Source organism: Pseudomonas sp. PS02302 (assembly GCF_029959585.1).
Classification (GTDB): domain Bacteria; phylum Pseudomonadota; class Gammaproteobacteria; order Pseudomonadales; family Pseudomonadaceae; genus Chryseomonas; species Chryseomonas aestiva.
The window spans coordinates 1-14928 of record NZ_JASCON010000042.1; the positions used below are offsets into that span (position 1 = coordinate 1).

Here is a 14928-nt window from a genome sequence, read left to right on the forward strand (position 1 = left end):
TGCGCGAACTGCGCGGCGGCCGCGTCGGCACCATCTTCCAGGAGCCCGCCACCAGCCTGAATCCGGTCATGCGCATCGGCGAGCAGATCGAGGAAACCCTGCGCGCCCATACCGCGCTGCGCGGCGCCGCCGCCCGTGCCCGGGTGGTGGAATGGCTGCGCCGGGTCGGCATTCCCGAGCCGGAGCGACGGATCGACGACTATCCCTTCCAGTTCTCCGGTGGCCAGAAGCAGCGCATCATGCTCGCCCTGGCGCTGGCCGCCGAGCCGGACCTGCTGATCGCCGACGAACCCACCACGGCGCTGGACGTTACCGTCCAGGCGCAGATCCTCGCGCTGCTGGCCGACATCCAGCGCGAACTGGGCATGGCCATCCTGCTCATCACCCACGATCTGGCGGTGGTGCGCCAGGTGGCCGATCACGTGGCCCTGATGCGCCATGGCGAGATCGTCGAGAGCGCCCCGGCCGCGGAGTTCTTCGAGGCGCCCCGGCATCCCTATGCCCGCGAGCTGTTCGCCGCCATTCCCACCTTCGCCAAGCGCGGCCAGACCCTGGCCGGCACCCCGCGTGCCCTGCCGCAGCGCCAGCCGGGCGCGCGGCTGTTGGAGGTGCGTGAGCTGGCCGTGCACTATCCGCTCCGCCGCGGGGCCTGGGGCCGAACGCGGGACTGGGTCAGGGCGGTGGACGGGGTGAGCTTCGACCTGCACGCGGGCGAGACCCTGGCGCTGCTGGGCGAGTCCGGGTGCGGCAAGACCACCACCGGCAAGGCGCTGCTGCGCCTGCTCGATGGACCGCGCATCAGCGGCAGCGCCCAGCTGGGCGGCGAGGACCTGCTCACGGCCGATCGGCGTACCCTGCAGCGGCTACGGCGGCAGATCCAGATCGTCTTCCAGGATCCCTTCGCCTCACTGGATCCGCGCATGCGCATCGGCGCTACCCTGGAGCAGGGCTTGCTAGCGCTGCGTCCCGAGCTGGATGCCGCCGAGCGCCAGCGCCGCGCTGCCGCCCTGGTGGAGCGGGTCGGGCTACCCGGCGACACCCTGCAGCGCTTCGCCCACGAATTTTCCGGCGGCCAGCGGCAGCGCATCGCCATCGCCCGGGCGCTGATCGTCGAGCCGCAGGTGCTGGTATGCGACGAACCCACCTCGGCGCTCGACGTCTCGGTGCAGGCGCAGATCCTCGATCTCCTGCGCGAGCTCCAGGCGGAGCGGGGGCTGGCCTATCTGTTCATCACCCACAATTTCGGCGTGGTCGAATACCTGGCCGATCGCATCGCGGTGATGGACGGCGGTCGCATCGTCGAACAGGGCAGCGCCGAACGGGTGCTGCGTGCGCCCGCTCACGCCATGACCCAGCGCCTGCTGGCCGCCGTGCCGCGCCTGGATTTCGGGACCCCGCCATGAATTTTCCACCGCGCATCGCCCTGGCCGACTTCGCGCTGGTCTGGCCGCAACCGCGCCTGGCCGAGGCTTTCGCCGAGGCGCTGAACTGGAGCTATGCCGAGCATCGCCGCTTCCTCGGCTGGGCCCGGGAACACACCACGGTCGCCCAGGCCCGCGACAGCCTGCTCGCCGCTCGCGGTGCCTTCACCCTGGCCCAGGGCGAGAAACGCTACTTCCTGGTGCGCGATGACGCCTTGCTCGGCTGCCTGGGGCTCACGCCACTGGACGGCGGGCGGCGCTACGAGATCGGCTACTGGCTGCACAGCCTGCATACCGGGCAGGGCCTGATGACCGCCGCGCTGCGCTACTTTGTCGAGCAGCGGGGCGCGGCGGGGCTCTTTCTCACCACCTCGGCCGCCAATCACTCCAGCCAGCGCCTCGCCGAACGGGCGGGTTTCCGGCGCGTCCGGGTGCTGGAAAACGATCGGGAAGGTCCAGACGGGCAGCGCTGCGCCACCTGGGTCTACGAATTGCCGCCGCAGGTGAAGCCATGACCACCCTGAGCGTTCCGCTGCAGTATCCGCCCCGCTTCGCCGTGACCGAGGCGGTGGAACTGATCGACCTGACCCTGGCCGATCCTGGCGCGGTAGCCGACTACTATCGGCGCAATCGCCAGCACCTGGCGCTGTCGATGCCACGGCGCTCGGATGCCTTCTATACCCTGGCGCAATGGCAAGGGCAGGTAGCGGCGTACCGCGCCGGCGGCCCAGGCCTGAGCGAATTGCGCCTGGTGCTGCGGGCGGGGCCGCTGGTGATAGGTACGGTGAATTTCAGCCAGATGGTTCGCGGCGGTTTCCAGGCCTGCTACCTGGGCTACGGCCTGGATGCAGCCTGGCAGGGACAGGGGCTGATGCGCCAGGCGGTGCGCCTGGGGCGGGATTTCGTCATCGCCGAGCTGGGCCTGAATCGGATCATGGCCAACCATCTGCCGGAGAACACCCGCAGCGCTCATCTGCTGACCCGCCTCGGCTTCGAGCGCGAGGGCCTGGCGCGGCGCTATCTGGAAATCGACGGGGTCTGGCGGGATCACGTGCTGACCAGCTATGTCCGTCCCGCCCCCTGAATGAAAACCGGCGGCACCTGGCCGCCGGACTTCCCTCAGACCCGCGCCGCGGTAACCGCAGCCGAGCCCCAGGTGGTGCGCCAGCGGCGCTTGACGCTGAGCAGGCCGAACCAGGCGAGCACGCCGAGGGCGGCGAACAGCCAGAGACCCAGCTGATAGTCGCCGGTGGCCTGTTTGACCGCGCCCAGGCCGGCGGTGAGGGCGAAGCCACCGATGCCGCCCGCCATGCCGATCAACCCGGTCATGACGCCGATTTCCTTGCGGAAGCGCTGGGGGACCAGCTGGAACACCGCGCCATTGCCGGCACCCAGGCTGAGCATGGCCACCACGAACAGGGCCAGGGCGGCCATGGCGCTGGGCAGGTGGAAGCCCACGGCGGCGATGCAGATGGCCGCCACCGTGTACATGCCGAGCAGCGCGCGGATGCCGCCGATGCGGTCGGCCAGGGCGCCACCCAGGGGCCGCATCAGGCTGCCACCGAAGACACAGGCCGCGGTGTAGTAGCCGGCAACCACCGGCTCCAGGGCGTACTGGTCATGGAAGTAGCCGGGCAGGGTGCTGGCGAGGCCGAGGAAGCCGCCAAAGGTCACGCTGTAGAAGAACATGAACCACCAGCTGTCCTGGTCGCCCAGGGCGCGGCCGTAGTCCGCCAGCTTCTTCGGTGCCGGGCGTTCCGGGGCGTTGCGGGCACAGAGTACGAAGACCACCAGGGTCAGGATCAGCGGGATCAGCGCGAAGCCGAACACGTTGGTCCAGCCAAAGGCCTTGGCCAGCGCCGGGGCGAAGAGGGCGGCGAACACCGTGCCGGAGTTGCCGGCACCGGCGATGCCCAGGGCCTTGCCCTGGTGCTGCGGCGGATACCACTGGGAGGCCAGCGGCAGGGCCACGGCAAAGGAGGCGCCGGCGAAACCGAGGAACAGGCCCAGCACCAGGGTCTGCTCATAGCTGTGCACGCCATGCTGCCAGGCCACCAGCAGCGCCAGGATCACCACCACCTGGCCGATGATGCCGGCGGTCTTGGGTGACAGTCTATCGGCGACGAAGCCCAGGATCAGGCGCAGGACAGCGCCGGCGAGGATGGGCGTCGCCACCATCATGCTGCGCTGCTGGGTGGTCAGCTGCAGGTCGGTGGCGATCTGCACGGCCATGGGGCCGAGCACGTACCAGACCATGAAACTCAGGTCGAAGTAGAGGAAGGCGGCGAACAGGGTCGGCGCATGGCCGGCTTTCCAGAAACTGGGACTCATGGAGGCACCTCGGGCACGTCACGGGCATGAAAAAGGCGCCAGTCACCCTTGCCCGTTGCCGGGAGGTGAACTGACGCCTTTGTCGATTGGGGTGACCGCCGTTGGCCACCGCTACCCAGGTCTTTGCAAGAGCGAAGCCAAGTCACGTAAGCCCGGTGTTTATCGACGCCCACGGCGCTGGCAGCGTCTAAAGAGGACGACGTGCTGCACAATGATCGAGCGCAGGTACGGCAAGCTGCTCTCTATTAGCGCCTGGCATACCCGTACGGACCATAGCCCTGGTGGTTCGTCCTGTGCCTGTCGGTTGGGTTGAGCGCGGCGAAGTCCGACACTGCCGCTGCCTCATGGCATTGTCGGGCTTCGACGATAAGGCCGTCTCAGCCCAACCTACGATCCAGCGCCCTGACTTGGCGTACGGCAGGTGCGCCCTGAATGTCGGTTGGGTTGAGCGCAGCGAAGTCCGACACTGCCGCTGCGTCATGGCACTGTCGGGCTTCGGCGATAAGGCCGTCGCAGCCCAACCTACGATCTGCCGCTGTTACTTCGCGTACTTGGTCTGCAGCGCCTTGGCTTCCTGGAGGTGGTGCTCCAGCTTGGGCAGGGTCTTCTCGGCGAAGGCCTTGAGCGCGGCGTCATCGCCGGTCTTGGCTTCGTTGCGGAAGATCTCGATGGTCTGCTCGTGGGCCACGACCTGGTTGTTGGCATAGGAGCGATCGAAGGAGTCGTCACGCACCTGCAGGATCATGGCCTTCGCCTTGTCCATCAGCTCGGCGTCGGTGGAGACCTTCAGCTGCTTCTCCTGGGCCAGGCTCTTGAGCTGCTCGTTGGCCTTGGTGTGATCGTCGATCATGCTCTGGGCGAAGGTCTTGATGTCCTGGGACTGGCTCTTTTCCAGGGCCAGCTTGCCCGCCTCGACCTCGGCGATGCCCTTGGCCGAGGCGTCGTCGACGAATTCGGCCGGCGACAGCTTGTCGGCGGCCTGGGCCAGACCGGCACCGGCAGCCAGCAGGATGGCGAGGGACAGGCTGGAAGCTTTCTTCAGCATGGGCGTCATGGACGTGCTCCTGATTTTCTTGGCAGTAAGAGAAGGGCGTCACCGGCTGGCAGTGAACGCGCCTGCAAAATGGGACCTGCCTAAAAAGTCATACGTTCCCTGAAGAACGTGCGCGAAGCCAGATCAGGCGCGGCTTACGCTGGAGCGAAACGCTTCATAGGCGTCGAAATCGAAGCGCGTCGCCGAGACGATCTGGCTCTGTTTCAGGGTCAGGTAGATGTCCTTGCCCTTGTCTGCATAGTGGGTGGTGAAGGTCACCCAGAGTTTGTCCTTGTCGCGATAGCCGCTCATGATCGGCTTGATGCAGACGTCCTGGTCGGCTCCTTCGGTTTCGCTCGGCTCGCCCAGGGTGGTGATGCGACCGACGTACACCTTGCGCTCTTCCAGGGTCAGCATCAGCGTCTCCTTGTTGATGGAGGCGGTCATCAGCAGATCGTCCAGCGGACTGTCCTTGAGGATGCCGGCGAGGATGAAGGTACGGTAGTTGTCCTCGCTCAGGCCGTACTTGCGCTTGATGGTCCAGCGCGCCAGCGCGGCCCAGGCGCCGGGGATCAGCAGGGCGGTCACCGTCACCACCAGGATCCAGGCGGCCTGCAGCGGGTCCTCCAGGGTGCCGGTGCGGCGCAGCAGGTCGGCGAGACCGGCGAAGTAGTCGAGGGAAAAGATCCGCTCGCCCCATGACCAGCTGCGCCCCTGCAGAACCTGAGCGACGCCCAGGTGCAGGATCACGGCAAGCAGGGTGCAGAACAGGCCGAAACGGGCGCTCTGCAGATAGAGGTACTGGCCCTCGTAGCGGTGCAGGCGATAGAAGTAGAGCGGATGCTTGTGGCAGACAAGAAAACCGCTGACCAGGATCGGCAGGAGCAGCAGCAGGAACATCAGCGGTTGATGAGCCGCCGGGCGCGGTCCAGGTCTTCCTTGAATTCGGGGGAGTCGAAGACCTCCGCCGGATCGATGCGCAGGGTGCCGCGGCCGACCACGCGCATGGACTTGTAGGAGTTGTTGATGCTCGCGGCCAGCTTGAGATCGTCCGCGGAGGGCGATTTGAGCAGGTTGAACAGGCCTTTCAGCATGACGATATCCTGGGGATGCACTAGGCGCTTATAGCTTGGAACACCCGGACTGACAAGAATTCGCCGCGCCGCCAGTCGCCGGCGCGGCGAAGGCTCAGGCCGGCTCGACGCCGGATTTGCGCGGGGCCGCCTTGGGCAGCAGGCCGTCGGCGCGGAACATCTGCTTGATGCCGCGCACCGCCTGGCGGATGCGGTCCTGGTTCTCGATCAGGGCGAAGCGCACATGGTCGTCGCCATAGTCACCGAAGCCCAACCCCGGCGAGACGCAGACCTTGGCCTCGGCCAGCAGCTTCTTGGCGAATTCCAGCGAACCCAGGTGGGCATAGGGCGCGGGAATCTTGGCCCAGACGTACATGGAGGCCTTGGGATTCTCCACCATCCAGCCCGCTTCGTGCAGGCCGCGCACCAGCACGTCGCGGCGCTGCTGGTACTGCTGGGCGATGTCGCGCACGCATTGCTGGTCGCCTTCCAGGGCGGCGATGGCCGCCACCTGCAGCGGGGTGAAGGTGCCGTAGTCGTGATAGCTCTTGATCCGCGCCAGGGCGGCGACCAGCTCGGGATTGCCGACCATGAAGCCGATCCGCCAGCCGGCCATGTTGTAGCTCTTGGACAGGGTGAAGAATTCCACCGCGATGTCCTTGGCGCCGGGCACCTGCATGATGGAGGGCGCCTGCCAGCCGTCGAAGACGATGTCGGCATAGGCCAGATCGTGCACCACCAGCACGTTGTAGCGCTTGGCCAGCTCCACCACGCGCTCGAAGAAATCCAGCTCCACGCACTGGGCGGTGGGGTTGGAGGGGAAGCCGAGGATCATCATCTTCGGCTTGGGAATGCTTTCGCGGATGGCCCGCTCCAGTTCGGCGAAGAAGTCCATGCCCTGCACCAGGGGCACCGAGCGCACCTGGGCGCCGGCGATCACCGCGCCGTAGATGTGGATCGGATAGCTCGGGTTGGGCACCAGTACGGTGTCGCCGGCATCCAGGGTCGCCAGCATCAGGTGCGCCAGGCCTTCCTTGGAGCCTATGGTGACGATGGCTTCGCTGTCGGCATCGATTTCCACCTGGTAGCGATCGCGATACCAGTGGGAGATGGCGCGACGCAGGCGGGGGATGCCCTTGGAGCTGGAATAGCCGTGGGTGTCTTCGCGCTGGGCGACCTGGCAGAGCTTCTCGACGATGTGCGGCGGGGTCGGGCCATCGGGATTGCCCATGGACAGGTCGATGATGTCCTCACCGCGACGGCGCGCGGCCATCTTGAGTTCGGCGGTGATGTTGAAGACATAGGGGGGCAGGCGATCGATGCGCGCAAAGCGGCGCACGGGACTGGAATCAGTCATGCGTTCCTCGAAGTACGTAAGCGCCCGGAACCGTCCGAGCGACGTGGGTCACAGGAGGTGACCTGCCGCGGACATTAGCCGCACGCCGCTGCCCTTGTCGAGGAAAAAATCGGGCGGGCTCGCGCGGCCTGTCTCAGCCGAGCAGTTCGCTCATGGCGATGATCTGGTCGGCCACCTGGATCAGCTTCTGCTGCTTGCTCATGGCCTGGCGGCGCATCAGGGTATAGGCCTCGTCTTCGCTGCAACCGCGCATCTTCATCAGCAGGCCCTTGGCCTGGTCGACCTTCTTACGCTCCAGCAACTGCTGCTCGCGGGCCTGGAGTTCGGCGCGCAGGGCCTGGTCGGTCTCGAACCGGGCGCGTGCCACATCGATGATGGCCTGCAGGCGGCTGGTCTGGATACCCTCAACGATGTAGGCGCTGACCCCGGACTGGATGGCCCGGCGCATCACCGCCGGATCGTGCTCGTCGGTGAACATGACGATGGGGCGTGGCCGGTCGCGGGTGACCAGGCAGACCTGTTCCATGACGTCGCGACCGGGAGACTGGGTGTCGAACAGGATGACGTCCGGCCGCAGGGCCTCGATGCGCGCGGGCAGGTCGATGGTCAGGCCGGATTCCTCGATGACCTCGAAACCGGCTTCGATCAGCGCGGCCTTGAGACGGCCGACCTGCTTGGGGGTGTCGTCGATGAGCAAGATGCGCAAGGTCGTTCTCCCTAGTGATCGCTGAGCGCGTGGATGGCGAAGCTGCGGGCATAGCCGGCTGGATCGCTGCCGTCCCAGGTGCGACCGTCGAACAGGATGCTGCTGCGCCGGGTCGGTGGCACCGCCAGACCGAGGTCGGTGGCAGCCTGCCGGTACAGCTCGGTGCATTGCACGGCCTCGGCGATGGCCAGGTAGTCCGGCTCCTCGCGTAGCAAGCCCCAGCGGCGGAACTGGGTGAGGAACCAGAGGCCATCGGAGAGATAGGGCGGATTGACCGTGCCCTGGCGATGGAAGGCCAGGGGGTGCTGGTCTTCCCAGTGACCATCCAGGCCGTCTTCGTAGTGACCGAGAAAGCGCTGGGCGAGCAGCGCCGGGTCGGTATCCACATAGTCGGCACCGCTGATCAGCTGGGCGGTACCCAGGCGATTCTCGCGACTCTCCTCGACGAAGCGACTGGCGTCGAGCAGGGTGCGGATCAGCGCCCGGGCGGTGTTGGGATAGCGCTCGGCGAAGTGGCCGGTGCAGGCCAGCACCTTTTCCGGGTGGTCCGGCCAGATCGCCTGGGTGGTGGTCAGGGTGAAGCCCTGGCCGCGCGCCACGGCGGCAGCGCCCCAGGGTTCGCCAACGCAGAAGCCATCGACCCGGCCGGCGGCCAGGTGCTCGGGCATCTGCGGTGGCGGCACCAGCGCGGTGCGCACGTCCTGCAGGGGATGGATGCCCTGGGCGGCCAGCCAGTAGTAGAGCCAGAAGATATGGGTACCGGTGGGAAAGGTGTGCGCCAGGGTCAGCGGCCTGGCCCCCGGCTGGCGGATCCGCTCGACCAGGGAGGCCGTGTCCCGGACGCCTTCCCGGGTCAGGCTGCGCGCCAGATTGAGGCTCTGACCGTTCTGCGCCAGGCTCATGAGTACCGCCATCGGCGTGGCGGCGGCACCGCCCAGTCCGAGCTGGACGCCGTAGACCAGGCCATAGAGGCAATGCGCGGCATCGAGCTGGCCGTTGAGCAGGTTGTCGCGCAGCGCCGACCAGGAGGGTTGGCGGTGCAGATTGAGCGTCAGGCCATGGGGTTCGCCAAAGCCCTGGGTCGCCGCCACAATCAGCGAGGCGGCATCGCTCAGGGGCAGGAAGCCCAGATTGAGCTCGGGCTTTTCCGGAGCATCCGAACCCGCGACCCAGAGATGCGCGGCGTGGGGGGAAGGCAGGGCAGGCATGGTGTCTCCGCTCGCTGGCAGACGTCAGGGTGCCTCTCTGTGCACCGCTATGGGCGTCTCGACTAGGGGCTGCACCATTTTGGTGACAGGCACGGCACCATCACCGGGCGCTTTCCCTGCCACCAGCGCCTGCTGGACCACGCCTTGGCAGCGGTCCGCGGCGCGGCGGGAGGAAGGGCGCCGGCTGAGGCTTGCCAGAGAAGGGGCAAAACCCGCGCCAAGTCACGGGTTGCCAGGAGAGGATTACTTCTGCGGGACCAGCAGCAGGCGGTCACGGCCATAGACGCGCTCCAGATTCTGCGGCTGCAACGGCAGGCTCTGGTATTGGCCGCGGGCCCAGCCCGTACCCGGGGTGCCGGCCTGGCTCGCCTGCAGGGGCTCGGCCAGGCCGAAGTCCACCACCAGGCGCAGCGCTGGCGCCAGCCAGGCCTGGTCATCGCCGCCCCAGTGGCTGGCGGTCAGGTCCAGGGTCGAGCCGTCGCCGCCACTGGCCGTCCCATCCAGGCGGTGCAAGCGGCCCCACTGCCAGGCGGCGCGATTGCTGCCCAGCTTGGCCTCGCAGGTCTCGACGGCCCCGGCCAGGGCGCGGGCAAAGATCGCCGGCTTGTCTTCATGGGTAGGCGTGCCGACGTCATCCCAATAGGGGCTGTCGTCGCGGGCCAGGAGATGATCGACGATGGCGTTGTAGCCGGTGTCGCTGAGGGTGGTGAAGGCCTGCCAGGCCGGGCTCCTGGTGCCACCCAGCTCGTCGGCGAAGGTCTGTTCGGCCAGGGCCTGCAAGAAGGCCTCGTAGAGCGCCGCGTCGGCGGAGCCGGCGGCCAGGCGACCGTCGAAGGCCAGCAGTCGGCGCAGGGCTTCTTCCGCTCGCTGGCGCCGGGCGGCTGGCAGGGCGGCGATGGCCTGGCGCAGCGGGGCGGCGAAGCCGGGGGCGTCGAGCTGGGTCTTGAGCTTGGCGGCCAGGGTGGTGGTCTGGTCCTGCTGCAGGGCCATGGCGTCGCGGGTATCGAGGCGCGCCGAGCGCCCGGCCAGTTGTGCCAGGCGCTCCTGGCGCTCGGGGCCCGACCAGTTGCTGGACAGCTGCATGCCATAGCCACGCGGCACCACACGCTGGTTGGCGGCGCCCAGCCAGCCCTGGGCCGGGTCCTGATCGTAGGGGTGCAACATGGGATCGGCGTAGCCGTCCCAGGCGTAACGCTCGTCCCAACCGGGCGAGGGCAGCAGCCCCAGGCCGCTGCGGCGATTGGGATAACGACCGGTTACCTGCCAGCCGACATGCTCGGCATCGGCGAATACCAGATTCCAGTCACTGGCGCGCAACCCGCGGGCCAGTTCGAAGGCGCGCTCCACGTCCTTGGCGCGGGACAGATCGAAGAGGGCGTCCAGGCTCTTGTCAGCTTCCAGGCGACTGCTGCGCAGGGCCAGGCCGTAGCCGTTGGCGTCCGGCGCCAGGGCCAGATTCAGCAACGGACCGCGCGGACTGGTGTAGAGGGTCTCGCGCCGCGGCTTTTCACCGCGGACGAAAAAGGTCTCCACCCGCTCGCCGGCCGGCTGCCACTGGCCGCCACTCTGCACCTGCAGGCGACCGCCCTGGCGCTGCAGGCGTTCGAGGTAGAGGTCCTGGCTGTCGCCCATCAGGGTCGCGGCGCCCCAGGCCAGCTTGCCGTTGTAGCCGTCGAGCAGCAGCGGCAGCCCGGGCAGGGTGGTGCCCACGGCCTCGAAGCGCGGCGCCCTCAGGGTCACCAGGGTGAAGGGCGACTGGCCGGCGAAGGCGCTGACCTTGTCCACCGCGAGCAGACTGCGACCGCTGCGGGTATGGCCCGGGGTGGCCGCCCAGGCGGTACCGGTGGGGCCACCGAAGGGCGCGTGTTCCGCCAGTTGCCGCTGGACCTGCAGCAGGGCGTCGAGTCCCGGCAGCTGGCCGCGCAGATTCAGGCCGCGCAGCTTGGCGGTCTCTTCCTCCGGCAGCGGTTCATCCGGGTAGGTGGGCAAGAGCCAGGCCAGGCGCTCGGGACCGACCTGGGTGGCCAGGGCCAGCGCCGCGGTCTCCTTGCGCAGGTCCACCGCCTGGGCGAAGTTGAGCAGTTCGAAGAGCAGCGCGCTGTCTTCGGCTTTCCAGTATTCCGCGCGGTAGTCGTGGCCATCCAGCGCGACCCGCTCGCCGGCGCGATAGAGGTAGGCGTTGACCCCCCGGGCATAGACCTCGAAGAAGGTCTTCATCCGCGGCGAGGCGTTGCCGTAGGCCACCTGGGCGGCCTTGCGCAGGTCCACGGCGCGCATGAATCTGTCGCTGTCCAGGCGGCTTTCACCGTAGGCCTCGGCCAGCCGCCCCTGGGCCAGCAGGCGCAGCTCGACCATCTGCGCCAGGCGCTCGCTGGCGTGGACGTAGCCGAGGGCGAAGAGGGCATCGTGAAAGGTGGTGGTCTCGATCAGCGGCTGGCCGTCGGCATTGCGGCGCACCGAGGCGGTCTGCGCCAGGCCGCGCAGGGGCAGGCTGCCCTTGAGTTGCGGCTGGCCGCGGGGCGACGGCTCCTCGGCGAAGTACTGGCAGCCGGCGAGGGCGGTCAGCAGGCCGAGGGTAGCGAGGCGCAGCGGCGCGCGCGGGCGAAACGGGAGAGGCGAGACCATGAACAGCGGACACTCCGAGCGGATGGATGCGAACGGGGGGCTACGTTAGCAGGGTCCGCCGGGGGAGCAAGCCTCGGGCGAGGGGTGGCGCCTGGGCGCTGCCGACAGGTCGTGCGGCAGGGCGCCTGGCGCGGCCTCTTCCCGATCAGCGCAGCGCCATCCAGATCAGCAGTGCGGCCTGGAACAGGCAGAACACCGCCAGGCAGCCGATGGCGAATCTCAAAGAGATGTCATCACGACGATAGAGGGCGATGCGGTCCTCCAGCTGGCGCAGGCTGGCATCGCGCTCGTCGATCACCCGGTCGCATTGCTCCAGCAGGGTGGCGCCGTCCAGCAGCGACAGCAGTTGCACCTTGTCGGTATTCCAGTCCTCGCGCAGCTGGCTGACCCGAGCCGCCCGGCAGAGCTGCTGGCGCTCGTCGTCTGCCGCCGTCTCGACGGTGAAGCCCTGGGCGCCGAGCACATGGTCGCGGCGCTTGCGGCTGTCGTCGTCGAGGGCGTCGCGGCGCGCCAGGGGCAGGTCCTGCACCCGGTAGTGGTTCCAGCGCAGGCGCGCCCAGGCGGCCGCCCGGGCCAGCAGGAAGCGGCCCAGGCCGCGTTCTTCCGGCTCGATCTGCAGGCCGCGTTCGGGACCCAGGCGGATTTCGCCGAGGCGATGATCGACCCAGACCTCCAGCACGTTCACCTCGCGATGCAGCAGCTGACCGGGAATCTGCACCGTCAGTCGCAGCAGGCTTTCGTCGTCGCCATGGCGCTCGACCAGGCCGAGTTGCACGAAGCGCAGCGGGCGCACGCCCACCCGCCGATCCGCCGGCTGCGGCATCAGCCGCAGCAGCTGGAAGCGCTCGGGCGGCAGGCTGGCCCAGGGATGGGGCTCATGGGGGACGGCTTCGACGGCCGGCGTTGCGTGATCGGGGGTTTCCACGGTGGGACTCCAGCTGGCGCGCCTCCTGGGCGCCTTTGCTGGCTTATCGGCCAGGGTGCGGGGAACCTGAGCGCGCGACGAAGGCGCTCACGCGCTCGACCAGCGCGCGGGCCAGTGGCAGGTTGGGGTTGTCGTAGGTGGGCAGTTGCGCCTGGAGGTCCGCCGGGGCGATGCGCAGCACGTGGTTCATGCCGGGAATGATCGCCAGTTCGGCATCCGGCTTGGCCCGCTGCAGAGCGCGGGCATCGTCCACCTCCACCTGAACGTCATGGGTGCCCTGGACGATCAGCGCCGGGGCGTGGATGCCGGCGAAGGCCTTGGCCGGGTCCTGGCGGAACAGCGAGATCAGATAGGGCTGGACGCTGGGGCGGAACAGCACCAGCAATTCCTTCGGCACCTCGGGCACCGGCGTGCCGCGCAGCAACTGATCGATGATCCACTGGGCGCTGGCCAGGCCGGCGGGCGACAGCTTGCCGGCCAGCTGCTCGCGCAGCACCACGTCGATGGGCCGGCCGCTGCCGGCCAGGGTGACCACGCCGCCGACCGGCACCCGGTCGGCGGCCAGGCTGGCGATCAGGGCGCCTTCGCTGTGACCGAGCAGGATCACCTTGGAAAAGCGCGGATCGGCGCGCAGCAGCCGGATCCAGCCGACCAGATCGTCGACATAGCGTTCCACGCTGAGACGACTCTCGTCCGGCTCGGCGCCGCGACTCTCGGCCACCCCGCGCTTGTCGAAGCGCACGCTGGCGATCCGCTGCCGGCCCAGGGCCTCGGCCAGACGCTGCAGGGCGGCATTGCGGGCGCCGGGGGCGTTGCCATTGCGGTCAATGGGGCCCGAGCCGGAAACGAAGAGCACCACCGGTTGCGGACGCTCGCTGCGCGGCAGGATCAGACTGCCCTTGAGCACCCCGCTGCCGGTGTCGAGCGAGAAGGGGCGATAGAGCACGGGATCGGCCGCCGTGGCGAGGGCGGGCAGGGCGAGGCACAGCAGCAGGGAGAACAGCAGACGCATGGCAGGAAGGGCACCGGAGAGCTGGGGTGTGGGGCCTATCCCGCACACAATCCGTGTAAAAGACCACGGCGCGTGTAAAATCGCCCATTGCCAATTTGAATCCATACCTTTCACCCGTAGCGCGGAGCCCTCGCATGTCCGGCAATACCCTCGGCACGCTGTTTACCGTCACCACCGCCGGCGAAAGCCATGGCCCGGCGCTGGTCGCCATCGTCGACGGTTGCCCGCCTGGACTGCCCCTGGACATCGCCGACCTGCAGCGTGACCTGGATCGGCGCAAGCCCGGCACCAGCCGCCATACCACCCAGCGCCAGGAAGCGGACGAGGTGGAGATCCTGTCCGGGGTCTTCGAGGGCGTCACCACCGGTACCCCCATCGGCCTGCTGATCCGCAACACCGACCAGAAGTCCAAGGACTACTCGGCGATCAAGGACCTGTTCCGCCCGGCCCATGCCGACTACGCCTACCACCACAAGTACGGCCTGCGCGACTACCGCGGCGGCGGTCGCAGCTCGGCGCGGGAAACCGCCATGCGCGTCGCGGCCGGTGCCATCGCCAAGAAGTACCTGGCCACCCAGGGCATCCGGGTGCGTGGCTACATGAGTCAGCTGGGTCCCATCGAGATCCCCTTCAAGACCTGGGACAGCGTGGAAGAGAACGCCTTCTTCAGCCCTGATCCGGACCGGGTACCGGAGCTGGAGGCCTACATGGACCAGCTGCGCCGCGATCAGGATTCGGTGGGCGCGCGCATCACCGTGGTCGCCGACGGCGTGCCGCCGGGGCTGGGCGAGCCGATCTTCGACCGCCTCGACGCCGAACTGGCCTATGCGCTGATGAGCATCAATGCGGTGAAGGGCGTGGAGATCGGCGCCGGCTTCGCCAGCGTCGCCCAGCGCGGCACCGAGCATCGTGACGAGCTGACCCCGGAGGGCTTCCTGTCCAACAACGCCGGTGGCGTGCTGGGCGGCATCTCCTCCGGTCAGCCCCTCGTCGCCCACCTGGCGCTGAAGGCCACTTCCAGCATCACCACCCCGGGGCGCTCCATCGACGTCCATGGCAATCCGGTGGATATCATCACCAAGGGTCGCCACGATCCCTGCGTGGGCATCCGCGCCACGCCCATTGCCGAGGCGATGATGGCCCTGGTGCTGATGGATCACCTGCTGCGTCACCGCGCGCAGAACGCCGAGGTGAAAGTGCACACGCCCATTCTGCAGCAACTCTGATCCGCGGACGG

14 protein-coding genes are annotated in these 14928 nt (G+C 68.2%); 4 read left to right on the top strand and 10 right to left on the bottom strand.

From position 1 onward, the window contains the following. The 3 genes from QMX82_RS15030 to QMX82_RS15040 form a co-directional block, all read left to right on the top strand. A partial coding sequence (locus QMX82_RS15030; RefSeq protein WP_282284944.1) for a dipeptide ABC transporter ATP-binding protein occupies nt 1–1403 on the top strand: 1403 nt, incomplete at its 5' end. Next, nucleotides 1400–1936: a GNAT family N-acetyltransferase gene (locus QMX82_RS15035; RefSeq protein WP_282284946.1), complete on the top strand. Its 537-nt coding sequence runs from the start codon at nt 1400–1402 to the stop codon at nt 1934–1936. The genes QMX82_RS15030 and QMX82_RS15035, both read left to right, overlap by 4 nt. Then, complete coding sequence (locus tag QMX82_RS15040; RefSeq protein ID WP_208691746.1) at nt 1933–2505, top strand: GNAT family N-acetyltransferase; 573 nt, start codon at nt 1933–1935, stop codon at nt 2503–2505. Before QMX82_RS15035 ends, QMX82_RS15040 begins: the two co-directional genes overlap by 4 nt. A gap of 35 nt (nt 2506–2540) precedes the next feature. Here the strand turns inward: QMX82_RS15040 and QMX82_RS15045 are convergent, their stop codons facing one another. From QMX82_RS15045 to QMX82_RS15090, 10 genes are all read right to left on the bottom strand, one after another. Further along, the gene (locus tag QMX82_RS15045) at nt 2541–3752 is read right to left on the bottom strand and encodes a nitrate/nitrite transporter (protein WP_133861158.1); all 1212 of its coding nucleotides are present in this window, start codon (nt 3750–3752) and stop codon (nt 2541–2543) included. Nucleotides 3753–4290: 538 nt separating this feature from the next. Next, complete coding sequence (locus QMX82_RS15050) at nt 4291–4806, bottom strand: DUF4142 domain-containing protein (protein WP_208691745.1); 516 nt, start codon at nt 4804–4806, stop codon at nt 4291–4293. 123 nt (nt 4807–4929) lie between these two features. After that, nucleotides 4930–5685: a hypothetical protein gene (locus QMX82_RS15055; RefSeq protein WP_208691744.1), complete on the bottom strand. Its 756-nt coding sequence runs from the start codon at nt 5683–5685 to the stop codon at nt 4930–4932. Beyond that, nucleotides 5685–5879 carry a hypothetical protein gene (locus QMX82_RS15060; RefSeq protein WP_017642174.1) on the bottom strand — a complete coding sequence of 65 codons (195 nt, stop codon included), beginning with the start codon at nt 5877–5879 and terminating at the stop codon, nt 5685–5687. Before QMX82_RS15060 ends, QMX82_RS15055 begins: the two co-directional genes overlap by 1 nt. A 94-nt stretch (nt 5880–5973) precedes the next feature. Further along, the gene (gene alaC, locus QMX82_RS15065) at nt 5974–7215 is read right to left on the bottom strand and encodes an alanine transaminase (RefSeq protein ID WP_208691743.1); all 1242 of its coding nucleotides are present in this window, start codon (nt 7213–7215) and stop codon (nt 5974–5976) included. 133 nt (nt 7216–7348) lie between these two features. After that, nucleotides 7349–7921 (bottom strand): ANTAR domain-containing response regulator, encoded by a 573-nt coding sequence (locus QMX82_RS15070; protein WP_027599890.1) that lies wholly within the window; start codon nt 7919–7921, stop codon nt 7349–7351. An 11-nt stretch (nt 7922–7932) separates the two neighbouring features. Then, nucleotides 7933–9129, bottom strand: coding sequence for a CmpA/NrtA family ABC transporter substrate-binding protein (locus QMX82_RS15075; protein ID WP_282284972.1), 1197 nt, complete (start codon nt 9127–9129; stop codon nt 7933–7935). A 243-nt stretch (nt 9130–9372) separates the two neighbouring features. Next, complete coding sequence (locus QMX82_RS15080; protein WP_282284974.1) at nt 9373–11754, bottom strand: penicillin acylase family protein; 2382 nt, start codon at nt 11752–11754, stop codon at nt 9373–9375. 145 nt (nt 11755–11899) lie between these two features. After that, a complete protein-coding gene (locus QMX82_RS15085; RefSeq protein WP_208691740.1) occupies nt 11900–12679 on the bottom strand; it encodes a hypothetical protein in 780 nt (259 codons plus the stop codon). Nucleotides 12680–12722: 43 nt separating this feature from the next. Continuing rightward, a complete protein-coding gene (locus tag QMX82_RS15090; protein ID WP_282284977.1) occupies nt 12723–13691 on the bottom strand; it encodes an alpha/beta hydrolase in 969 nt (322 codons plus the stop codon). Nucleotides 13692–13825: 134 nt separating this feature from the next. On the opposite strand from QMX82_RS15090, the gene aroC reads away from it, so the two are divergent. After that, nucleotides 13826–14917 carry a chorismate synthase gene (gene aroC / locus QMX82_RS15095; RefSeq protein ID WP_208691738.1) on the top strand — a complete coding sequence of 364 codons (1092 nt, stop codon included), beginning with the start codon at nt 13826–13828 and terminating at the stop codon, nt 14915–14917. The last annotated feature ends 11 nt before the right edge of the window (nt 14918–14928 follow it).